At 67.1% G+C, this 21,676-nt stretch carries 22 protein-coding genes; 15 read left to right on the forward strand and 7 right to left on the reverse strand.

Going from position 1 to position 21,676, the window contains the following annotated elements:
* Positions 1–29: 29 nt before the first annotated feature.
* On the reverse strand, positions 30–1,661 hold the full coding sequence (locus tag FHR20_RS04480) for a putative bifunctional diguanylate cyclase/phosphodiesterase (RefSeq protein ID WP_167298392.1): 1,632 nt from the start codon (positions 1,659–1,661) through the stop codon (positions 30–32).
* A gap of 297 nt (positions 1,662–1,958) precedes the next feature.
* On the opposite strand from FHR20_RS04480, the gene ffh reads away from it, so the two are divergent.
* From ffh to FHR20_RS04530, 10 genes are all read left to right on the forward strand, one after another.
* Positions 1,959–3,461: a signal recognition particle protein gene (gene ffh, locus FHR20_RS04485; RefSeq protein WP_167298393.1), complete on the forward strand. Its 1,503-nt coding sequence runs from the start codon at positions 1,959–1,961 to the stop codon at positions 3,459–3,461.
* A gap of 88 nt (positions 3,462–3,549) precedes the next feature.
* Entirely contained in the window at positions 3,550–4,101 is a 552-nt protein-coding gene (rpsP, locus tag FHR20_RS04490; protein ID WP_167298394.1) for a 30S ribosomal protein S16, read from the forward strand.
* Positions 4,102–4,104: 3 nt separating this feature from the next.
* Positions 4,105–4,596 carry a ribosome maturation factor RimM gene (gene rimM / locus FHR20_RS04495; protein WP_167298395.1) on the forward strand — a complete coding sequence of 164 codons (492 nt, stop codon included), beginning with the start codon at positions 4,105–4,107 and terminating at the stop codon, positions 4,594–4,596.
* Complete coding sequence (locus FHR20_RS04500) at positions 4,593–5,318, forward strand: metallophosphoesterase family protein (RefSeq protein ID WP_243857117.1); 726 nt, start codon at positions 4,593–4,595, stop codon at positions 5,316–5,318. Before rimM ends, FHR20_RS04500 begins: the two co-directional genes overlap by 4 nt.
* 235 nt (positions 5,319–5,553) lie before the next feature.
* Positions 5,554–7,071: a serine hydrolase domain-containing protein gene (locus tag FHR20_RS04505; RefSeq protein ID WP_167298397.1), complete on the forward strand. Its 1,518-nt coding sequence runs from the start codon at positions 5,554–5,556 to the stop codon at positions 7,069–7,071.
* 59 nt (positions 7,072–7,130) lie between these two features.
* A complete protein-coding gene (locus FHR20_RS04510; RefSeq protein WP_167298398.1) occupies positions 7,131–7,709 on the forward strand; it encodes a glycine-rich domain-containing protein in 579 nt (192 codons plus the stop codon).
* A gap of 5 nt (positions 7,710–7,714) precedes the next feature.
* Entirely contained in the window at positions 7,715–8,542 is an 828-nt protein-coding gene (locus FHR20_RS04515; protein WP_167298399.1) for a TIGR04222 domain-containing membrane protein, read from the forward strand.
* A gap of 218 nt (positions 8,543–8,760) precedes the next feature.
* Positions 8,761–9,510 (forward strand): tRNA (guanosine(37)-N1)-methyltransferase TrmD, encoded by a 750-nt coding sequence (gene trmD / locus FHR20_RS04520; protein ID WP_167298400.1) that lies wholly within the window; start codon positions 8,761–8,763, stop codon positions 9,508–9,510.
* Positions 9,507–9,893: a 50S ribosomal protein L19 gene (gene rplS / locus FHR20_RS04525; RefSeq protein ID WP_167298401.1), complete on the forward strand. Its 387-nt coding sequence runs from the start codon at positions 9,507–9,509 to the stop codon at positions 9,891–9,893. Before trmD ends, rplS begins: the two co-directional genes overlap by 4 nt.
* A 182-nt stretch (positions 9,894–10,075) precedes the next feature.
* On the forward strand, positions 10,076–11,614 hold the full coding sequence (locus FHR20_RS04530) for a hypothetical protein (protein WP_167298402.1): 1,539 nt from the start codon (positions 10,076–10,078) through the stop codon (positions 11,612–11,614).
* 21 nt (positions 11,615–11,635) lie between these two features.
* Here the strand turns inward: FHR20_RS04530 and FHR20_RS04535 are convergent, their stop codons facing one another.
* Both FHR20_RS04535 and FHR20_RS04540 read right to left on the reverse strand, forming a co-directional pair.
* Positions 11,636–12,088 (reverse strand): ferritin-like domain-containing protein, encoded by a 453-nt coding sequence (locus FHR20_RS04535; protein ID WP_167298403.1) that lies wholly within the window; start codon positions 12,086–12,088, stop codon positions 11,636–11,638.
* A gap of 85 nt (positions 12,089–12,173) precedes the next feature.
* Entirely contained in the window at positions 12,174–12,551 is a 378-nt protein-coding gene (locus tag FHR20_RS04540) for a VOC family protein (RefSeq protein ID WP_167298404.1), read from the reverse strand.
* A gap of 78 nt (positions 12,552–12,629) precedes the next feature.
* Here FHR20_RS04540 and soxR point away from each other — a divergent pair, with 78 nt between their 5' ends.
* Both soxR and FHR20_RS04550 read left to right on the forward strand, forming a co-directional pair.
* Entirely contained in the window at positions 12,630–13,097 is a 468-nt protein-coding gene (gene soxR, locus FHR20_RS04545; protein WP_167298405.1) for a redox-sensitive transcriptional activator SoxR, read from the forward strand.
* A 157-nt stretch (positions 13,098–13,254) separates the two neighbouring features.
* Positions 13,255–14,115 carry an OmpA family protein gene (locus FHR20_RS04550; RefSeq protein ID WP_167298406.1) on the forward strand — a complete coding sequence of 287 codons (861 nt, stop codon included), beginning with the start codon at positions 13,255–13,257 and terminating at the stop codon, positions 14,113–14,115.
* Between the two features lie 123 nt (positions 14,116–14,238).
* Here the strand turns inward: FHR20_RS04550 and FHR20_RS04555 are convergent, their stop codons facing one another.
* Both FHR20_RS04555 and FHR20_RS04560 read right to left on the reverse strand, forming a co-directional pair.
* Positions 14,239–15,159: a S41 family peptidase gene (locus FHR20_RS04555; protein WP_167298407.1), complete on the reverse strand. Its 921-nt coding sequence runs from the start codon at positions 15,157–15,159 to the stop codon at positions 14,239–14,241.
* 18 nt (positions 15,160–15,177) lie between these two features.
* On the reverse strand, positions 15,178–15,765 hold the full coding sequence (locus FHR20_RS04560) for a hypothetical protein (RefSeq protein WP_167298408.1): 588 nt from the start codon (positions 15,763–15,765) through the stop codon (positions 15,178–15,180).
* 162 nt (positions 15,766–15,927) lie between these two features.
* On the opposite strand from FHR20_RS04560, the gene FHR20_RS04565 reads away from it, so the two are divergent.
* Positions 15,928–18,150: a S9 family peptidase gene (locus FHR20_RS04565; protein ID WP_167298409.1), complete on the forward strand. Its 2,223-nt coding sequence runs from the start codon at positions 15,928–15,930 to the stop codon at positions 18,148–18,150.
* Between the two features lie 76 nt (positions 18,151–18,226).
* Here FHR20_RS04565 and FHR20_RS04570 read toward each other — a convergent pair whose 3' ends face one another.
* Together FHR20_RS04570 and FHR20_RS04575 are read right to left on the reverse strand one after the other, a co-directional pair.
* On the reverse strand, positions 18,227–18,445 hold the full coding sequence (locus tag FHR20_RS04570; RefSeq protein WP_167298410.1) for a hypothetical protein: 219 nt from the start codon (positions 18,443–18,445) through the stop codon (positions 18,227–18,229).
* A gap of 24 nt (positions 18,446–18,469) precedes the next feature.
* Positions 18,470–19,912, reverse strand: a complete 1,443-nt coding sequence (locus tag FHR20_RS04575) for a patatin-like phospholipase family protein (protein ID WP_167298411.1) — start codon at positions 19,910–19,912, stop codon at positions 18,470–18,472.
* 161 nt (positions 19,913–20,073) lie between these two features.
* On the opposite strand from FHR20_RS04575, the gene FHR20_RS04580 reads away from it, so the two are divergent.
* A complete protein-coding gene (locus FHR20_RS04580) occupies positions 20,074–21,102 on the forward strand; it encodes an aspartate-semialdehyde dehydrogenase (protein WP_167298412.1) in 1,029 nt (342 codons plus the stop codon).
* Between the two features lies 1 nt (position 21,103).
* On the forward strand, positions 21,104–21,541 hold the full coding sequence (locus FHR20_RS04585) for a GFA family protein (RefSeq protein WP_341786405.1): 438 nt from the start codon (positions 21,104–21,106) through the stop codon (positions 21,539–21,541).
* The last annotated feature ends 135 nt before the right edge of the window (positions 21,542–21,676 follow it).

The raw sequence follows: 21,676 nt of genomic DNA on the forward strand, positions 1-21,676 counted from the left end.
GATAGACGATGTCGGGCCCGGGCGGAAGTTCAGCCCGCCAGCCGCCGATCGTCCGAAGGCGCTGCGGGCGCTGCCTGTGCGCTCGATCCGGTCAGGATCAGCCGTCGCTCGGCAAGCAGGCGGCGCACGCCGCTCACCGACAGCGGCTTGCCATAATGCCAGCCCTGCGCCTTGGCGCAGCCCGCGGCGCGCAGTCGCTCCTCGATCGCGCCGTCCTCTACGCCCTCGGCGGTGATCGGCAGGTTGAGGCTCTCGCCCAGGCTGATGATCGCATTGACGATCGCGGCCGAGTCGGCGCTGGTGTTGAGCGACATGACGAAGCTCTTGTCGATCTTGATCCGGTCGAAGGGCAGCGCGCGCAGATGCGCCAGCGACGAATAGCCGGTGCCGAAATCGTCGAGCGCCAGCCGGGCGCCCTGATTCTTCAGGCTGCCGACGATCGACTGCGCCAGCGCCAGATTGTCGAACAGCGAACTTTCGGTGATTTCCACTTCGAGCCGGCTCGCGGGGAAGCCGGTCTCGGCCAGCACCTTGATGATCTTCTGCGCCAGCCAGGCGTCGCGCAGCTGCCAGGGCGAGATGTTGATCGAAAGCGTGAGTGCGGGATCCCAGTCGCGCGCGGCGACGAAGGCCTGGCGCATGATCGAGAGCGACAGGTCGGCGATCATTCCCGTCTCTTCCGCGATCGGAATGAACAGCTCGGGGGAAATCAGCCCGCGCGTGGGGTGCTCCCAGCGCGCCAGCACTTCGAAGCCGTGCAGCCGGTTGGTGGTCAGGTCCACCTGCTGCTCGAAATAGGGGACGATCTCGCCGCGCGGGATCGCGGTGCGCAGCCCGCTCTCCAGCTCGTTGCGGATCTGGAGTTCGCGCTCCATCGAATGATCGAACCAGGCATAGCGGTTTCGGCCCGATTTCTTGGCCGCGTACATCGCGATGTCGGCCGAGCGCATCAGTGCGTCGATGCTCGCGCAGTCGAAGTCCGAGCGCGCGATGCCCAGCGAGCAGGAGATGTGCAGGCGCAAGCCCTCCGCCTCGAAGGGCTGGGCCATGCGGCTGACCAGCCGCTCGGCGATGCGCTCCACCACGGCCGGTTCGGTGGGATCGAACAGGAAGCCGCAGGCGAACTCGTCGCCGCCCAGCCGCGCGGTGAGCGCGATCGGCGGCATGACATGCGCGATCTCGGCGGCGACGGCACGCAGCAGCGCGTCGCCCACGGCATGGCCGTGCATGTCGTTGATCGTCTTGAAATGATCGAGGTCGAGCATGATCATCGCCATGGCCTTGCGGCGGCGCTGGGCGCGGACGAACATCGCCGCGCCTTCCTCGGCAAGGCTGCGGCGATTGTAGAAGCCGGTCAGCGGATCGCGATTGGCGAGTTGCTGGGCGCGCTCCTCGGCGGCGGCGCGGACCTGCACCTCGTGGCTCAGCTCCGAATGCCGGCGCCAGCCGAACAGGATCAGCGCGACGTTGAGCAGCAATGCGATGACGAGCGTGCGGTCGGCGGGGGCGCCGCCTTCGAAATAATATTGCAGCGTCTTGGAGAGCACGGCGCTGCCGGTGCCGATGAAGAGCAGAATCGCGGCAACGCTGATCGCACCCGACAACAGGGCCGGGCGCGGGGCGCTTCGCGATAAGGCTTGTTCTTCGTGGTCCAGCGACATGCCGGGAACGATCCCCCAACTGCAACCGGGTTCGTTTCTCACGCACTCGGTATAGAACGGGTTAAGCCGACGGCATGTTCGCGCAATAAATGCAGTTCGCTCATTCCCCCGGCAGGCGCGGCGAGGCGTTTGATGCACTTGCCTCCCACGCTCCGATGGAGTAGGGGCCGCCGCGACCGTTCTCTTCGAACGCGAAACATTTGCCGCCCCGAGGGGCGACGCTGGCCGACGAGGTTTCGTCCGCCGGCGTGTTTTGCGTTTTGACGGGCCATGGTCGGATTTGGAGTTTTTTGGTCGATGTTCGAAAGTCTGAGCGAACGGCTGGGTGGCGTATTCGAGCGCCTGCGTGGTCGTGGCGCGCTGACCGAGGCCGATGTCCGCACCGCCATGCGCGAAGTGCGGATCGCCCTGCTGGAGGCCGATGTCGCGCTTCCGGTGGCGCGCGACTTCGTCGAGAAGGTGACCGAGAAGGCCATTGGCCACGAGGTGCTGCGCTCGGTCACGCCGGGCCAGCAAGTGGTGAAGATCGTCCACGACGCGCTCGTGGACATGCTGGGTCCGGACACGGCCGAGCTTTCGATCGACGTGACGCCGCCGGCCGTGATCATGCTTGTCGGCCTCCAGGGTTCGGGCAAGACGACCACCACTGCCAAGCTCTCGCGCCTGCTCAAGAGCCAGGGCAAGAAGGTGATGATGGCGTCGCTGGACGTGAATCGTCCCGCCGCGCAGGAGCAGCTCGCCGTGCTCGGCACCCAGACCGAGGTGCAGACGCTGCCGATCGTCGCCGGCCAGCAGCCGGTGGAGATCGCCAGGCGCGCGCTGAATGCCGCCAGGCTTCAGGGCTATGACGTCCTGATGCTCGACACCGCCGGCCGCCTGCACGTCGACCAGGCGCTGATGGACGAGATGAAGGCGGTGGCGGACATCGCCCGGCCGAACGAGATCCTGCTCGTCGTCGACTCGCTTACCGGCCAGGACGCGGTGAATGTCGCGACCAGCTTCTCCGAGCAGGTGCCGCTCACCGGCGTGATCCTCACCCGCATGGACGGCGATGCGCGCGGCGGCGCGGCGCTGTCGATGCGCGCGGTCACCGGCAAGCCGATCAAGTTCGCCGGCATGGGCGAGAAGCTCGATGCGCTCGAGCCCTTCCATCCCAAGCGTGTCGCCGGCCGTATCCTGGGCATGGGCGACGTCGTCAGCCTGGTGGAGAAGGCGGCGGCGGCGATCCAGGAGGAAGACGCCGAGAAGATGGCGGCGCGGCTGGCCAAGGGCCAGTTCGACATGAACGACCTGCGCGGCCAGCTTGCCCAGATGCGCCGCATGGGCGGCCTGGGCGCGCTCGCCGGCATGATGCCGGGCATGAAGAAGGCGCAGGCGGCGGTCGACCAGGTCGGCGGCGACAAGGTGCTGATCCGCATGGACGCGATGATCACCTCGATGACGCCGAAGGAGCGCGCCAAGCCCGACCTGATCAACGCCAAGCGCAAGATCCGCATCGCCAAGGGCTCGGGAACGACCGTGCAGGACGTCAACAAGCTGCTGAAGATGCACCTCGAGATGCAGACCGCGATGAAGCGGCTGAAGAAGATGGGCGGGCTCAAGGGCCTGATGGGCATGCTCGGCAAGGGCGGTCCGGGCGGCGGCATGGGCGGCGTCGGCAACGCGCTGGGCGGCGCCGGCCTGGGCGACATGATGGGCAAGCTGGACGGCCCCGGTGGCGCCGGCGGGCTTCCCGGTCTCGGCGGCCCCGGCGCCCCGCAGCTCCCGCCCGGTTTCGAGAATTTTCTGAAGAAGAAGTGATCCCCCGCCCAGCCGTCAGGCGGCGGGGCAACAACCAGACCAGACCCGGTGCATGCCGGGCTGACGAATACGAAGAAGGAAGATTGTAATGGCTATTTCCCTGCGTCTGTCGCGCGGCGGCTCGAAGAAGCGTCCGTACTATCGCATCGTCGTTGCCGATGCCCGCTCGCCCCGCGACGGCAAGTTCATCGAGAAGATCGGCACCTACAACCCGCTCCTCGCCAAGGACGATGCCAAGCGCGTCGTGCTCGACAATGATCGCGCCACCTACTGGCTGGGCGTCGGCGCGCAGCCGACCGACCGCGTCGCCCGCTTCCTCGACGCCGCCGGCCTCAAGGAGCGCACCGCCAAGAACAACCCGAACAAGGGCAAGCCGGGCGAGAAGGCCGTCGAGCGTGCCGAGGAGCGTGCCGAGAAGCTGAAGGCCGCCGAGGAAGCCGCCGCCGAGGCGAAGGCCGAGGCCGCCGCCGCTGCCGCTGCACCGGCTCCGGCCGCCGAGGAAGCCCCGGCCGAGGGCTCGAACGAGGAAGCCGAGGCTGTGATGGCCGCCGAAGTCGAAGCGGCGACCGAAGAGCCGACGGCGGAAGCCGAGCAGGTCGCCGAGGCGACCGCCGAAGAGACCCCGCCGGCCGAGGCGTAAGCCTTGTCCAGCGATCAGCCCGTTACGCTCGCCGTCGTGATCGGCGCGCACGGCGTGACGGGCGAGGTCCGCCTGAAGGTCTTCGCCGAGGACCTGTCGACGCACCGCCGGTTCAATGGCGGTGCGCTGACGCTGAAATCGGTGCGCGGCGGGCCGAACGGCACGATCGCGCGCTTCGCCGAAGTGGCCGACCGCAATGCGGCCGAGGCCCTGCGCGGGACCGAACTCAGCGTCCCGCGCTCGGCGCTGCCCCCGCTCGGCGAGGGCGAATATTATCATGTCGACCTGTTGGGTCTCCCCGCCGTCTCCGATGAGGGCGCGGCGCTGGGCAAGGTCGTGGCGATCGACAATTTCGGTGCGGGCGACGTGCTCGAGATCGAGCGGCCGGCCGACGAAACCGGCAAGGCCAAGCGCTTCATGGTGCCGATGATCCCCGCCGCCGTGCCCGAATGGGATGCCGAACGGCTGGTGGTGAGCGCCGCCTTCGTCGAATGACGCGCATCGCGGTCCTTTCCGACATCCACGGCAATCTTCCGGCCCTGATCGCAGTCGTCGCCGATGCCCGGGCGCGGGGCTGCACCCGCTTCGTCAACCTGGGCGACATCCTCTCGGGCCCGCTCTGGCCGGCCGAGACCGCCGCCTGGCTGATGGCACGCGACTGGCCGACCATCGCGGGCAATCACGAGCGGCAGGTACTCACCGATCCGCCGGCGCGGATGAACGCCTCCGATGGCTTTGCCAATGCCGTGCTGGGTCCTGAGGCGCTGGCCTGGCTGGCGGGCCTGCCGGCGACGCTGGCGCTGGAGGACATGTTCCTGTGCCATGGTACACCGGACAGCGACGTCGCGCCGCTCACCGAGACGCTGGCGGGCGCGAGCCTGCGCGCCGCGAGCGAGGCCGAGCTCGCCGAGCGGCTGGCGGGGCGCGGGGAGGGGCGCATCCTGTGCGGCCACACCCATGTTCCGCGCCTGCTGACGCTCCCCGGCGGGCGCCGCGTGCTCAATCCGGGCAGCGTCGGGCTCCAGGCCTATGACGACGATCATCCCCGGCCCTATCGGGTCGAGAATGGCGATCCGCTTGCCCGCTATGCGGTGATCGACGGGGAGGAGATCGGGCTCCATGCCGTCGCCTATGACCATCGCGCCGCTGCGCGAAAGGCGGAGGCGGAAGGGCGCCCGGACTGGGCGATCGCGCTGGCCACGGGGCGGATGCGCTGAATGTTCGCGCCGCTGCACCGAATTCTCACCCGAACCTGATTGGCCGCGGGCGGGCCCGGGCGGCATCCTGCGACCATGACGTGGATCGCCTGATCCTTCTGCTCCTCAGCATCGGCAGTGGAGCGAGTGCGGCAATCATCGGGCTGCTGGCCTGGTTCATATCCGAGGCATGGTTCGGCTGGCGCGCCCGCTAGGGGCCGGTTATCCTCCCCGCGAACATCGGGGGATATGCGCAATGAACTGGCACCGTACCGCGCTTGCCGTGGCGCTCTGCTGCCCGGCCATGCCGGCCGTCGCGCAGACGACGGAAGCGGCGCTCCAATCGCAGTTCGAGGCGATCGACCGCCAATTCGAGGCCTTCCAGCGCGATACGCCTGTGCCGGGCCTGGTTTACGGCATCGTCGCGGAGGGGCGTCTCGTCCATGTCCGCGGCATCGGCGTGCAGGATCTGGCCGAGAAGCGCCCGGTCACGGCCGACACGCTGTTCCGCATCGCCTCGATGACCAAGGCCTTCACTGCGCTGTCGATCCTGTCGCTCCGCGATGCCGGCAAGCTCTCGCTCGACGATTTCGCCGAGAAATACGTCCCCGAAATGCGCGGCTGGAAATATCCGACGACGGACAGCCCCCATATCCGGATCCGGGACCTGCTCTCCCATGTGGCCGGCTTCGTCACCGATGATCCCTGGGGAGATCGCCAGACGCCGATGCCCGAGGCCGAGTTCGCGAAGCTGCTCCGGGCCGGCGTTCCCTTCAGCCGCGTGCCCGAGACCGAGCACGAATATTCGAACTTCGGCTATGCGCTGCTCGGGCGGATCGTCGCCAAGGCGTCGGGCATGCCCTATCGCACCTATGTCGAGCGCACGATCCTCGCGCCGCTGGGCATGGGTTCGAGCGGATTCGAAGTGTCCGAATGGCCGATCGCGCGCCGCGCCATCGGCTATCGCTTCGAGGATGGCGCCTGGCGCGAGGAGCCGACCATGCGCGACGGCGCCTTCGGCCCGATGGGCGGGCTGCAGGTGAGCGCCAACGACTATGGCAAGTGGATCGCCTTCCTGCTCTCCGCATGGCCGCCTCGCGACGGGCCGGACACGGGGCCGGTCAAGCGCGCCACGGTGCGCGAACTGGCGCAGGGGCTGAACTTCGTGCGGGCCACTCCGCGCATGGGCGGCGCGGCCAAGGACGGCTGCACGCAGGCGGCCGCCTATGGCAAGGGCCTGCGCGTGTCGCAGGACTGCCAGCTCGGGCTGATGCTCCATCATGGCGGCGGCTATCCCGGCTATGGCTCGCACATGCTCCTGCTGCCCGGGGCGGGCGTGGGCATCTTCGTCTTCACCAACCGCACCTATACCGGTGCCGCGGGCACGGCCTGGGATGCGATGTTCGCGCTCGACAAGGCCGGTGCGCTCCAGTTCGCCGAGCCGCCGGCGACTCCGGAACTGGTTGCGGCCCAGCAGACCGCGCGGGCCATCTATGCGGCGGGCGACGTCTCCGTCGCGGGTTCCGCCCTCGCGATGAATTTCCTGATGGATCGCTCGGCCGAGGGGTGGCGCGGCGATCTGGCGGCCCTGCGCGCGCAGCTTGGGGCGTGCACGGGCAAGGTCGAGCCGCTCTTCCCGAGCGGCGCGCTCTCCGTCGCCTTTCGCTGGCACTGCGACAAGGGGCTGCTCGACGGCACGGTGCTGCTGGCCCCGACTCGTCCGGCGACCATCCAGGCATTGCGCTTCCGGCCGAAACCTGCCGCCAAGCCTTGAGCGAGCGAGGCGATCCGGGGGCTTGACATTTTAAACCTACTGAGTTAGTGGGAATTTAGATGAGCAAGGCCCCCGGTCTGTCTCGAACCCCCACCGGCCACCCGGTCTGGATGGCGCTTTCCCATTACACCATCGGTCCCGAGGATGCGGAGCTTAGCTTCGCGGCGCGGCTGGCGCGCGAGAATGGCTGGACCGGCGCCGAGGCCGAGCGCGTGATCGAGGAGTATAGGCGCTTCTGCTTCCTCGCGGTGACGGCCGATCATCCCGTCACGCCCTCGGACCAGGTCGACCAGGCCTGGCACCTGCACCTCACCTATACCCGCGACTATTGGGAGCGCTTCTGCCCCCAGGTGCTCGGCCGCGCGCTCCATCACGGGCCCACGGCCGGCGGGCGAATGGAGGGGCATCGCTATTTCACCCAATATGCCGAGACGCTGCGCAGCTACGAGCGCGTCTTCGGCGCGCCGCCCGCGGATCTGTGGCCCGACGCGGGGCGGCGGCTTCTGGAGGACCACAAGGCGCGCCGCGTGCATCCGCGCGACGCATTCATCGTGCCCCGGAGGCCATTCCGGATCGCGCTGCCGATCTTGTTCGCGGTGCTCTCCGTCCTGGTCCTGGGGTATCTGCTGAGGAGCTAGGACTTATGTCGCTCGGACCCTTCGATCTTACCGGCGGGCCGTTTCTCATCCTCTATGGCGGGCTGCTGATCCTGACGATCATCGCCGGCTTCACCATTCCGCGCTGGCTCAGGCCCGAAGGCCGCACGCCGCGCCGCATCGATACCGAAGATCTCGCCTGGCTGGCGGGCGGCGGCACCCGCCTTGCCGAAACCGTCGCTGCCCGCCTGCTCGCCACCCGCCAGCTGGCGATGGCGGGCAAGAACAAGTTCACGCCCAGCCAGCTCGGCGGAGGCACCCCGGTCGAGCGCAGCGTGCTCGCGCTGCCCGACGGGGCGAGTTGGGACCGGGTCGCCGGCGCAGTGGGCAGGCATGGCGAACGCCTCCGCGAACGGCTGATAGATGCCGGGCTGCTGATGGACGGGTGGAATGCGCTGCAGATGCGCTTCTTCCAGACGCTGCCCTATGTCCTGCTCCTTGGCTTCGGCTATGCCAAGCTGCTGATCGGCGAGGCGCGGGAGAAGCCGGTCGGCTATCTCACCGCGCTGCTGGTGGTCACCGGGATCCTCGCGCTGATCCGCTTCGCCGCGCTCGACCGGCGGACCCGCGCGGGACAGGAGGCGCTCGCCGAGGCGCGTGCGCGGAGCGAAAGGCTTCGCCGGGCTCCTGCCGGCGGCGAGACCGATCTCGCGGTGGCCCTGTTCGGTACCGTGGTGCTGGTCGGCTCGGACTGGGGCGGCTTCCACCAGATGCGCGCTACAAGCTCGGGCAGCGACGGCGGGAGCGGCGGCAGCGGTTGCGGCAGCGGCGGAGGGGGCTGTGGCGGCGGTGGCTGCGGCGGTTGCGGGAGCTAGCGGCCGCGCAGGATGGAGGCCGGGCGATCCGCGGGATCGTCCGGCCTCTTCATGTCAGGGCAGGGAGGCGCCCGACCTGACGTCGATCACCTTATCGCCCCGATAGGCGAGCACGCCGTCGATCGGCATCACCCGATCGATCGCTGCGGGCGGGAGCCGCGTCGATGATGTCGCAATCCGCCCCTTGCCAATCGCGTTCCCGGGGGGGAAAGGCTCCCATGCCCTTCGTCGCCACCATCCTCACGCTCTACCCGGAGATGTTTCCCGGTCCGCTCGGCATCTCGCTCGCGGGCAGGGGGCTGCGCGAGGGGCTGTGGAGCATGGAGGCCGTCCAGATCCGCGACTTCGCGACCGACAGGCATCGCTCGGTCGACGACACGCCGGCCGGCGGCGGAGCGGGGATGGTGATGCGCGCCGACGTGATCGCCGCCGCGCTCGACAGCGTCGTGCCGGGCCAGGGGCCCGCGCGCCCGATCCTCGCGATGACGCCCCGCGGCAAGCCGTTGACGCAGGATCGGGTCCGCGCGCTGGCCGACGGCCCCGGCGCGGTGATCCTGTGCGGCCGGTTCGAGGGGATCGACGAGCGATTGTTCGAGGCGCGCGACATCGAGCAGGTCTCGATCGGCGACTATATCCTCTCGGGCGGCGAGATGGCGGCGCTCACGCTTCTCGACGCTTGCATTCGCCTCATTCCCGGAGTAATGGGCGCGCCTTCCAGCGGCATGGACGAGAGCTTCGAAACGGGGCTGCTCGAATATCCGCAATATACCCGACCTGTCGAATGGGAAGGGCGCACGATCCCCGAAGTGCTGCGATCGGGGGATCATGCGAAGATCGAGGCCTGGCGACGCGCCCGTGCCGAGAGCGATACACGGCTACGGAGGCCGGACCTTTGGGAGCGCCACGAGGGCGCTCGGGTCCAACCTCCCTCTGGCGCGCGGCGACGAAAACAGGACGATGTGAAATGAACCTGATCCAGACGCTCGAAGCCGAGCAGATCGCCAAGTTCAACGCGGCGAAGAAGATTCCGGAGTTTCGCCCGGGCGACACCCTCAAGGTCGGCGTGAAGGTCGTCGAAGGCGAGCGCACCCGCGTGCAGAACTATGAGGGCGTGTGCATCGCCCGCTCGAACAAGGGCATGGGTTCCTCGTTCACTGTCCGCAAGATTTCCTTCGGCGAGGGCGTCGAGCGCGTCTTCCCGCTCTATTCGCCGAACATCGACAGCATCGAAGTGGTCCGCCGCGGTGTCGTGCGTCGCGCGAAGCTCTATTATCTGCGTGGCCGCACCGGCAAGTCGGCGCGTATCGCCGAGCGTCGCGAGGTCCGCACCGAGGCAGTTGCCGCCGAATAAGCCCGGCTGCATTCGAACGAGCGCGGGGCGCGGAGGCAGACGGCTTCCGCGCCCCGCTTCGTTTGCGCGCCATCGCGAGCTTCGTCGAGCGGGGCGGCGGGTTTGTCGCAGCACCGATTGAGACTCGGTCCCGGGCCGGGAACCATGCTTCCGAAGCCATGCCGGCATTTGGGGGACGATCGATGCAATCCCGGTTCCGTATCGCCATGCTGGTGTTCCTGCTGTTGCTCGGCCTCCTCCAGGCATTGCCGGCCGCCGCGCAGCGATCGCGGAGCCTGCCGCTCGGGGAGCGCAGGAATCCCGAGGCGAATGTCGAAAATTGGTTCATTCAGCTCGAAGAATATCAGCGCTACCCGCAGGTAGCGCGCGATCTGCGTTGCCAGGCCCTGCTCGAAGAGATCGCCTGGATGTATTTCGGCACCGAGAACCTGCCGAGCATGCGCATTCAGGGCGTGGACAAGCTCAAATGGGGCGCGCTGAAGCCCCGGATCTCCGCCGAGGAGGAGCGGTTGAGCGCCGCGCTTCGCAATGCCGCGCTGGCGCCGGCCGATCGCGCCTGGAACGCCGCGAAGCAATGGCCGGCATCTTCCTACAAGAACTATCTGAAACTCTACAACGGAGTCCGATATCACGCCGGACTTCATCTGGCCGGGGGGCGAGGCGCGCAGGCGCTGAACGCCCGTTCGTCCCAATGCCTGGCCGATCCCGCCGCGACTCCGCTCGCGCAACAGGTCCTGGCCTTGCTGGCCAAGCCGATCCGCGGCCTTCCCACGATGGCGGGAGTGAGCTTCATGCAGGGGCTGCCGATGCGCCTGCCGGGCTATCTCTATCAGCCCGAAGGATATCGGCACATCGTCTGCGCATCGCTCGTCGAAAGCATCGCCAATCAGCGTTTCGGCCATGTGCCGGGCGCCGGCGAGCCCATCCCGCAGGGTTGGGAAACCGGCGCTACGGCGCGCCTGTCGTCGCAAGCGGCGGCGTTCCGCAGCCTGCACGTTCGCACCGCCCGGGCAATCCATCAGGCGGGGATGGGCGCCGTCGGCGCCGTCACTCCCGCGGACAGGCAGGCATGGCAGCAGAGCTACAGCTTTGCGGCGGTTCGAGTCTCGGGGTTGGCGCAGAAGGGCGTGGCCGAGGAGAAGTTGCGCGATCCGGCGATGGGGTGCTCCGGCTTTGCCGGCGTGAAGGAGATACTCGCCCCTGCCGCCCCGGCCACGATGGCGAGCGGCCCGGTGGGAATAGGCTCCTGGCCCGATCGCCGCGTCGGCTATCTGGCCGATGACGCGGCGTTTCGCCCGATGTTCTGTTCGGCGCTCGTCCATGCCGCCTATAACTGGCGCGTCGTCGAGAAGGACTGGTTCCGGGCTCCGGCCGGGAAGCAGAGCCACTGGTCCCGCGCCGCGGGCTTCCCGGAGCCGGAGCCCGCATCCCCGGCCGAGTTGCAGATGCGCCAGGCCGTGCGCAAGGCGATACAGGCGTTGTACGAGGCGGGGCAGGTGGATGCGGAGGCGAAGCGCTGGGGCAATGGTCCGAACGCAGCCTACAGCGTCTATGGCGGGGACTATAACCTGTTGTTGAACAAGGCGCAGAGCATCGTGCAGGCGCGCAAGGCGGTGGCGGCGTTCAACGAGCCGCGCCTTGCCTGTGCCAGCTTGCCCCAACTCGCGCCGGTGCTGGCGGCGGTGCGGCAGCGGCTGGCGGCGGAGGACGGACGCCGCTAGCCGTCGCCGCGGCCCGGCGCGTCAGCCCGCCGCCTGGAGCAGGTCCCGCAGCTTCTTCGCCGTATCGTGCCCCTTGAGCACCGATGCATAGCATTCCCGAACCACGCCGAGCGCGCCCGTCGACATCCGCTCGTCGTGCAGCACGCGATCGAACTCTTCCTTCAGATAATCCTCGCCGCGCTCGATTTCGCTCAGGATCGCTTCGTCGCCGCCACCCAGCACTCGGCGCAGATCCTCCACGCGGCGATGGATGGTCGCGGCGGTCGAGCCATATTCCGCCGGCGTGCCGCCCAGCTCACGGCTCTTGGTCGAGAGCGCGTCGATCACGCGGCGGCGTTCGTCGGCCATATCGTCGAAAAAGGCGCGGAAGCGGCCGGCATCGGCGTGCCTGGCCGAATGTTCGTAGCCGCGCACGCTGTCGATGGTGGTGACGATCAGGTCGTCCAGCTTGGACACGTCGTGATTGGTGGACATGCGGGTTCTCCCTGCGATCGGAATTCGCTGGAAGAACCCGGCACGGCCGCGGCAGGTTGCCGAAAATTGATGGTTAGTCAGATATTCAGGCGTAGCTGACGATCTCGAATTCGGTCCCGTCATGGTCGAGGAAATAGAAGCGCCGGCCGGGATCGTAATCGGCATGGTTGAACGGGATCAGCCCGGCCGCGACGACGCGGCGCTCGATTTCGTCGAGATCGTCGACCAGGATGCCGACATGATTGAGCGGACGGCCCTTCTCGAAGGTTGCCTGATCGGGCGTCTCGGGCGGAGTGTAGACCGCGAGATAGGTGCGATCGTCGCCGACATGGATGGTACGGCCGCCGTCGCGCGCCGGGCCTTCCCAGCGGATGTGCCAGTCGAACAGGTCGCCGAGCAGCTTCGCCGCGCGCTCGGGGCTGCGCACCGTCACGTTCACATGCTCGATATAGGGTTGGGACATGGATTTCCTTTCCGGTTGGATGCCATGTCGCGAGCAGCTACAACCTCAACCTAAGTTCAGGTCAAGCGGGAAATCGACGTGCGCGGGAACGAGCTTCTGACGATCGGCGAACTGGCGGCGCGCACGGGCATCGCGGTCTCGGCCGTGCGCTTCTACGAAGGGAAGGGGATCGTGCATCCGATCCGCACGCGCGGCAATCAGCGCAGGTTCCTGCGTTCGGACATCCGCCGCATCTCCTTCGCACTGATCGCCCAGCAATTGGGCCTCACCTTGCCGCAGATCGCGGACGAGCTGCGCAAGCCGCCCGAGGGGCGCACGCCCACAAGCGAGGATTGGGCACGGATCAGCAGCGCCATCCGCCGACGGATCGAGGTGCAGATGGCCCGGCTCCAGCGCACGCTCGACGATCTCGACGGTTGCATCGGCTGCGGTTGCCTGAGCCTCCGGAAGTGCGCGCTCTACAATCCGGATGACCGCGCCGCGCTGAACGGCGCCGGTCCGCGTTTCATCCTCGTCTCGCGCAAGGTGGCGCTGGGCCTGGACTAAGGCATGGCTCTCGCGGGTCTCCGCCATCGGCTCGTCGCACGGCGCGCTCGAACCGTCCGCTCGGCGAGCGGGCGTTCCGGGCCTGTTCATCTGCCGGACAGCTTTACCGGAACACGCAAGGCGCGCCGGTGGGGGGCAATTTGAAGGAGGTTGCTCAATGCGTGTCATTTCCAAAAAGCAGGGGGTTCGCTTCCTGGCTGCCATGCTGGCCGTATCTGCGTCGGGCGGCGCATATGCGCAGCAGCAGAGCGCGCCCGATCCCAATATCGTCGTGAACGGTCCTGCCCCGTCCGCGATGACCGAAGGGCCCGAAATCAAGGGCGTCATCACCGCGCGCACCGGCGACAGGATGAAGGTCACGAGCGCCGATGGCGCAAGCACGACGATCGCCATCACCGACATGACGCGGGTCAAGGCGGGAGGCGGTCTGTTCGGTGGCAGCAAGCTCGCCCCGAACGCGCTGCTCAACGGACTGCCGGTCACCGTCAAGACGATGCAGGCGGACGGCATGCTGGTGGCGAGCCAGATCAGCCTTCGGAAGAACGACCTCAGGACCGCGACGATGATCCAGAGCGGAACGTCGCAGCGCTTCGAGGAGCAGGCGGCGGCTACCGAGGCCCTGCGCGGCCGCATGGCCGATATCGACAAGTACAACGTCAAGAGCACGACGAACGTGCACTTCGATGTCGGCAAGACGGAAATTTCTCCTCAGGACAAGGCCGAGCTCTGCACCGCCGCGAATTCGGCCGGGCAGACGGAGAATGCCCTGTTGCTGGTGGTCGGCTATACGGATTCGACCGGAAGCGACGACTTCAACCAGGAACTCAGCGAAAAGCGTGCCGGCCGCGTCATCAACTATCTGCAGCAGGTCTGCGGATGGAAGCCGTACCGCATGCTGACTCCGACCGGCATGGCCAAGGCTGATCCGGCGGCGAGCAACGACACGCCCGAAGGCAAGGCGCAGAACCGCCGCGTTGCAGTGAACGTCCTGGTCAGCAAGAGCGTCGACGGCCTGTAAGCTGCGGGAGCCGGGAGCGGCAATGTCGCTCCCGGCTCCATGCATGCCTCCGCAAGCGGCGGTGGCGTCCGGCAAGGGGGATCGTCGCGGAAGCTCGGAAAGCCGATATCCGGGCGACGGACCCTAACGTTGCCGGATGCGGGAAAGCGCCTCCTTCAGGACCAGGTCCTCCGCGGCGCCGATCGGCGGTCGTGGGATCGCGATGTCCGGCGCTACGCCCGAGACATCGTCCTTGCCATTTGGCCGGACGAAATGACTCTTGGGATAGGTCACCACGATCTGCGTCCCCGGCAGGGTGAAGGACTGGACGGATGCGAAGTTGGAAGCCACGTCGGCGGTTTCTTCTCCGATGACCTTCCCGAAACCATAGTCCTGAACGAGCGCGGCGACGGAGGTTGCGTTCGAATAGCTATGCCTGTTGATCAGCGCCCACACCTGTCCGTGGAAGCGAGGTTCGCCACGCGGCTGGACGAGGGGAAGATCATATTTGTATCGCGTGCCGTTCGGAGTGTGCGCCTCGGCATCCATCTGGCTGGCAAAGGAGGGATCGATCGGCGTTCCGGCGGCGCGCTGGCGGGCATAGTCCGCCTTGGTGGCTGCGCTTGCCTTCAAGGTGAAGGAGGAAGTGAACCGAAACGGCCGGGTAGCGAACCAGGCGACCATCGGATCGCTGAAGCTATTGTCCCCTCCCGGGTTGTTGCGCAGATCGAGGATCAGGTCGGTGGCCCCGCTCGCCAGGATCTTCCGGAAGCTGTCGTCGATAAAGGCCAGGAACGATGCTGCCTGATAGGAGGGAGCGGAGCCGGCCGATGGCTGTTCGATATTGAAGAACGGGCCAGGCCGGAGATAGGCGATCCCGTTGCCGAGCGGCTTGTACTCCCGGGTCGAGAAATCGGTGGCGAAGCTTCCGGTGGGATATTTTGCGGCGAGGGCGCGGCGCTGGGCCAGCGTCAGTGCGGGAACCGAGATCGTCTGGGGCCGTCCGGCAACGATCGCCGTCACTTCGATCGACGCGACCTGCCCCCGGTCGAGCCACAGCAGCACGGGAAAGCTCTCTTCCATCTACGCATGGGCCATATACGGCCGCTCCGCGGAGACGTAGCTGCCCAGGTGCGCGATGACGTCGTGGACCGGCTTGCCGTCGATCGCGATGATTTCGGTGCCGGCGCGTAGCTTGCCGCCATCATCCGCCGGTTCCGTCAGCAGGACCTTGTTTCCATCGACGCGAATGAACAACGGCAGCAGCGTCCCACCCCCCTGGAGGTAGGTCACGAACTCGACTACCGGCGCCTCGATGCGCGCATGGCCGATCTTCCCATAGGCCACGAATTTCTGGAACATCGTTGCGACTGCAACCGAGGTCATCGGCCCGCGGATGGAGTCGCTTAGCGTCCGGTAGAGCTTGTCATATTCGGCCTTGGAGCGATGGGCATAGAGATCGAAATGCGCTTGCTGCAGCGTTTCGTAGAGAAGCTTGAGATCCGAGCGAGCAACCTCCGGAGCAACGATCGACGGCAAGCCGGATTCCGGGGGCGCCGGCGGAGCGGTACTGGCAGCTGTCGGGTTCGTGGCCGCGAACGTCGCGAGCATGGCGAGGGCCAGTCTGATCTGCATGCCGGCATCGTAATCAATGTCGGTTGCCCCGATCAACTGGACGCTCCCGGGATCGGCACGAAATGCGAATGAAATGGAAACATCGTCGCGTGATTTTATTGCCGGAGCGCGCAAGATTCGTGAAGTGCGGCGCACCCGCCGGGGCTTTACCGCGCCGCGTTCCCCCGCAATAACGCTGCCCCAAGGAGAATGGGGTTTATGCGGAAATGGCTGGTCGGGCTTGCGATGCTGGGAACGCCGCTGATGGCGAATGACGCCTTGGCGCAGACGAAGGGGCTCACGCTCGAGCGCGTCTTCGCCAGCCCCGATCTGAACGGACCGCAGCCCCGCGCCGCCAAGCTTTCGCCCGACGGCAAGTTCCTGACGCTTCTGCGCAACCGTGCCGACGAGAAGGAACGGTTCGACCTGTGGGCGATGGACACGCGCACCGGCGAGTGGCGGATGCTCGTCGATTCGAAGAAGGTCGGCACCGGCGCCGCGCTTTCCGAGGCCGAGAAGATGCAGCGCGAGCGCGCGCGCATCGGCGGCAGCAAGGGCATCGTCGCCTATGACTGGGCGCCCGACGGCAAGTCTGTGCTCGTGCCGCTGGAAGGCGAGCTCTATCGCGCCGGAATCGACGGCACCATCGCGAAGCTGCCCGCCAAGGCCGGGCCCAAGCTCAATGCCGAGGTCAGCCCCGCGGGCGGCTATGTCTCCTGGGTGCAGGACCAGAATCTGGTGGTGCTGGGCGCGGCCGGGGGCGAGCCGCGCGCCATCACCGACGACGGCCGGGGCACCGTCCATTGGGGCGAGGCCGAGTTCGTCGCGCAGGAGGAAATGGCGCGGTTCAACGGCTATTGGTGGTCGCCGGACGACAAATATGTCGCGGTCGAGCGCTTCGACGAGGCGCCGGTGGGCATCGTCACCCGCGCCGCGATCGGCGCCGAGGGCACGCAGCTCTTCCAGCAGCGCTATCCCAAGGCCGGCACGCCCAATGCGAAGGTTGCGCTCTATGTGATGGACCCGCAGGGCGGGCACAAGGTTGCGGTGGATCTCGGTGCCGATGCCGATATCTATCTCGCCCGGGTCGACTGGTCGCAGGACGGCAGGACGCTCTACGTCCAGCGCCAGAACCGCGAGCAGACCGTGCTCGACCTGCTCCAGGTCGATCCCGCCACCGGCAAGTCGATCCTGCTGTTCAGCGAGAAGGCGCGCGCCAGGAGCTGGGTGAACCTCTCCAAGGCGCTCACGCCGCTCGGCGACGGCAGCCTGCTCTGGTGGTCCGAGCGCGACGGCCATGGCCATCTCTATCGCTTCGCCAAGGGCAAGTTCGCCCAGATCACCAAAGGCGATTGGGAAGTGACTCCCGATATTGTCGGCGTCGACGAGGCCAGGGGGCGCGTCTTCTTCCTCGGCAACAAGGACGGGGTGCTCGAGCGGCACCTCTATTCGGCCGACTATCGCAAGGGTGGGGCGGTGACGCGCCTCACCGAGGCCGGCTGGTGGAACGAGGCGGTGATGGACCTCTCGGGCACCCACGCGATCGTCAAGCGCTCGAACCCGAGCCAGCCCGCCCAGACCTATCTCGCCGATGCCTCCGGCAAGCGCATCGCCTGGGTGAACGAGAATGCGGTCACCGCCGCGGATCACCCCTACAACGCCTATCTCGCCGGCCATCGCGAGCGCAGCTTCGGCACGATCAAGGCGGCGGACGGCTCGGTGCTGCACTGGGAGATGATCACGCCGAAGCTGGAGCCGGGGAGGAAATATCCGGTGTTCTTCCAGCATTATGGCGGCCCGCATGCGCAGCAGGTGAGCAAGGCCTGGGGCGGCGCGCTCCAGCAATATCTCGTCTCGCGCGGCTATATCTGGTTCCAGCTCGACAATCGCGGCTCGGCCAATCGCGGCGTCGATTTCGAGAGCCAGATCTGGCACGCGATGGGCTCGGTCGAGGTCGAGGACCAGGTGGCGGGTGCCAATTATCTGAAGTCGCTGGACTATGTCGATCCGAACAAGGTCGTCACCTATGGCTGGTCCTATGGCGGCTACATGACGCTCAAGCTGCTGGAGAAGGCGCCGGGCGTGTTCGCCGCGGGCGTGGCCGGCGCGCCGGTGACCAAGTGGGAACTGTACGACACCCATTATACCGAACGCTACATGGGCGATCCGAACAAGGTGCCCGAGGCATACAAGGCGTCGGACAATATCGGCGAAGCGGCGAAGATCGCCGATCCGATGCTGCTGATCCACGGCATGGCCGACGACAATGTCGTGTTCGAGAACAGCACCGCGCTGGCGGCGACGCTGCAAAGGGCCGAAGTGCCGTTCGAGATGATGTTCTACCCGGGCCACACCCACAAGGTCGGCGGCCCCGGCATCAGCGTGCACCTGTGGAACACGATCCTCGACTTCCTCGATCGGAAGACGGGGGCGAAGCGCTAGCTCGGGATCGGGCGAGCGCCCGAGTTCCCGAATGGCCGGGCGAGGAGATCGCCCGGCCCCGGTCCCGGCCCGGCGCCTAGGCGCGATAATCGACGATGACGAAGTCCCCGAGGTCGGTGCGCTTGTACATCATCTCGAAACTGTCGTCGCGATCGTCCACGGGCCAATTCTCGCGCACGAACTTGGCGGTATCTTCCAGAAGCTGCGCCATTTCACGGGATCTCACGCCCCTGACGCTCACCCGGTGCGCGCCCCATTTCGCTGCACCCATCTCATCGTCGCTCGTATCGGTCATGCGCATTTCCTCCTGTGCTGAACGTCAGAATCTTCCCACTGCGCCCGGCATCGTCCCGTCGGGCCGCCGGCACACTGCCCGCGTCTCGGTGCCGTCATAATGGCACAAGTCGATCCACGGTTCGCCGCCCGTCGCGCGATTGCGGCCATAGTCCATCATGCAGCGCATGAAGCCGGGGACGAACATCGCCCCGCGCGCCGCTTCCTTGAGCGGTCCGCATTTGATGCCGCGGTCATAGGCCGGCGTATAGTTGCGATAGCCGTCGGCGCTGACGAACCAGACCGCGCCTCCCGGCCGGCCGAGCCGCAGCGCCGCGATCGAGCCGATCTCCAGCTGGTTGACCATGATCGCCTCGCTCCGCTGCACCGCGCGTAGCGCGTCGGCATGCGTGTCGATGTCGGCGGGATGGCCGGGCAGGACCGCCTGGTCGGGCGGTAGCCAGGTGGGGCCGTTGCGGATCACATAGATATCGCCCGCCGCCTGCGATGCCGCCTCGGGCTGGCGGTCCAGCAGCCGCGCGCGCTCCCTGCGGACCAGCTCGCTCGCCAGCCGCTGCGCGTCCGCCACCGAGGCGAGGAACACCGATTGGCGGACGCCGCCGTCATAATAGGTTTTCCCGTCGACCCGCACCTGCTGGTAGAAGGCCGGCACCGCCGCCGAGGCGAGCGCCGCGCCGGCCAGGCATTGCGTGGCGCGGGCGAGGTCTGCCGCGCCGTCGCCATAGGGGGCGAGCAGCTCCTGCACGTCGACATAGCCGAACTCGCCCGAATTCGCTTCGATGAACCCGAGCAGCACCTTGCGGCCCTTGGCGTCGCGCAGCGTCCTGACGATACACAGGCCCGCCCGGCCGGCGGGCGATGCCGGATCGTAGATCGCCGGGCAGATGCGTTGCTCGAAACGGCGTCGCAGCGGCTTCAGATTGGCCAGCGCGCCATTGATCGCGGCCATGGCCTGCCAGCGCTCGCGATCGATGATGTCGCTTTCCCGGGCCGGCGAATAGGCGTCGGCCAGCGCCTGGCGGATCGCCGCGCCTTCGCCGTCCTGCCGGTCGAGCCCGGCGCCCACGAACAGCGCCTGGAGCGCGCCGGTGCTCACGCCGGTTACCACGGCGAAATCGGGGAATTGGCGGTTCTCGACCAGCTGGTTCATCAGCCCCACGCCGAATGCGCCCCATTGGCCGCCGCCCGAGAGCAGCAGCAACGGCCGCTCGGGGCTGGGACGCGCGGCGAGGAAGGCGGGATCGCCGCGCAGCCGCGCGATTTCGGCCGCGGCGAGCCGGTTGGCGAGTTCGCGCTCGGCGGGGGGCAGCGTCTCCAGGTCGAGCGCGCGGATCTGGCGCTCGAGCGGGGTCAGCTCGATCGGATGGACGAAGGCGGCGAAATCGGCGCAATCGAGCTTGAGCGCGCCCTTGGCCGCGCAGCCGGCCAGGCTCAGCCCCAACAGCAGGATCGTCAGAATGCGGCCCATCATCCCCCCTTCATTCTTCCGCTACGCGTAACAAAATTGCGTGAAACCTGTCTCTGGCGAAATCGCCCAAAGCGGAGCCATGCCGTGAAACAAGCAGCCCTTGCTTGCGCACCTGCACCGATAGGCGTAGCGCGGCCCCAGTTTCCACCCTGGAGTATGTGATGGGCTACCGTGTCGTCGTCGCAGGCGCCACCGGCAATGTCGGGCGCGAAATGTTGAACATCCTGGCCGAGCGGGAATTCCCGATCGACGATCTGGCGGTGCTCGCCTCGTCGCGCTCGACCGGCGATATTATCGACTTCGGCGAGACCGGCAAAACCTACAAAGTCCAGAACATCGAGCATTTCGATCCGGCGGGCTGGGACATCGCCCTGTTCGCGATCGGCTCGGAAGGCTCGAAGCTCTACGCGCCCAAGTTCGCCGCCGCCGGCTGCACGGTGATCGACAATGCGTCGCTCTATCGCATGGATCCGGACGTGCCGCTGATCGTGCCCGAAGTGAATCCGGAGGCGATCGACGGCTATACCAAGCGCAATATCATCGCCAATCCGAACTGCTCGACCGCGCAGATGGTGGTGGCGCTGAAGCCGCTGCACGATGCCGCGAAGATCAAGCGCGTCGTCGTCGCGACCTATCAGTCGGTCTCCGGCGCGGGCAAGGCGGGCATGGACGAGCTGTTCGAGCAGAGCCGCAACATCTTCGTCGGCGACCAGGCCGAGCCGAAGAAGTTCACCAAGCAGATCGCGTTCAACGTGATCCCGCACATCGACAGCTTCCTGGAAGACGGCTCGACCAAGGAAGAGTGGAAGATGGTGGTCGAGACCAAGAAGATCCTCGATCCGAAGATCAAGGTCACCGCCACCTGCGTGCGCGTGCCGGTGTTCGTCGGCCATTCGGAAGCGATCAACATCGAGTTCGAGGACGAGATCTCGGCCCAGCAGGCGAAGAACATCCTGCGCGAGGCGCCGGGGGTGATGCTCGTCGACAAGCATGAGGATGGCGGGTACGTCACGCCGATCGAGTGCGTCGGCGAATATGCCACCTTCATCAGCCGGGTGCGCGAGGATTCGACGGTCGAGAACGGCCTGTCGCTCTGGTGCGTGTCGGACAATCTGCGCAAGGGCGCCGCGCTGAACGCAGTGCAGATCGCCGAGCTGCTGGGCCGCCGCCATCTGAAGAAGGCGGCCTGACGTGATCGCGGGCGGCTGCCGCTGCGGCGCCGTCCGCTACACGCTGGCGATGGACGATCTGCCGACCGTCTATTGCTGCCATTGCCTGAAATGCCAGAGCTGGGCGGGCAGCGCCTTCACCCAGCAGGCGCCGGTGCGCGCCGAGACGCTCGCCGTCGAGGGGCAGGTGGCGGAGTACAGCTTCGCCAATCCCAGCGGATCGGTGTCGCACCAGCGCATCTGCGGCACCTGCCACACGCGCATCTACAACACCAACAGCGCCTGGCCGGGCATCGCGATGCTGCGTGCCGGCACGCTCGATCGCAGCAACGAGCTGGTTCCGCGCGCGCATATCTGGGCAAAGCGCAAGCAGCCCTGGATCGCCATCGCCGCCGACGTGCCGCAATGGCCCGAAAGCGCGCCGATGGCGGAGTTCGTGGCGCTGCTGTTCCCGCGCTAGGGTTGAACCTCGTTCAGCTAATCCTCTCCCTCCGGGAGAGGAATTTGGGCGGCGCCTCGCGTCGCTGAATGTCAACAGATCCCAGGCTCAAGCCGCATTCAGCGAACCCCGTCATCCCCGCCTGCGCGGGGATGA

The sequence above is a fragment of the Sphingomonas leidyi genome (genome assembly GCF_011761945.1).
GTDB classification, from domain to species: domain Bacteria; phylum Pseudomonadota; class Alphaproteobacteria; order Sphingomonadales; family Sphingomonadaceae; genus Sphingomonas; species Sphingomonas leidyi.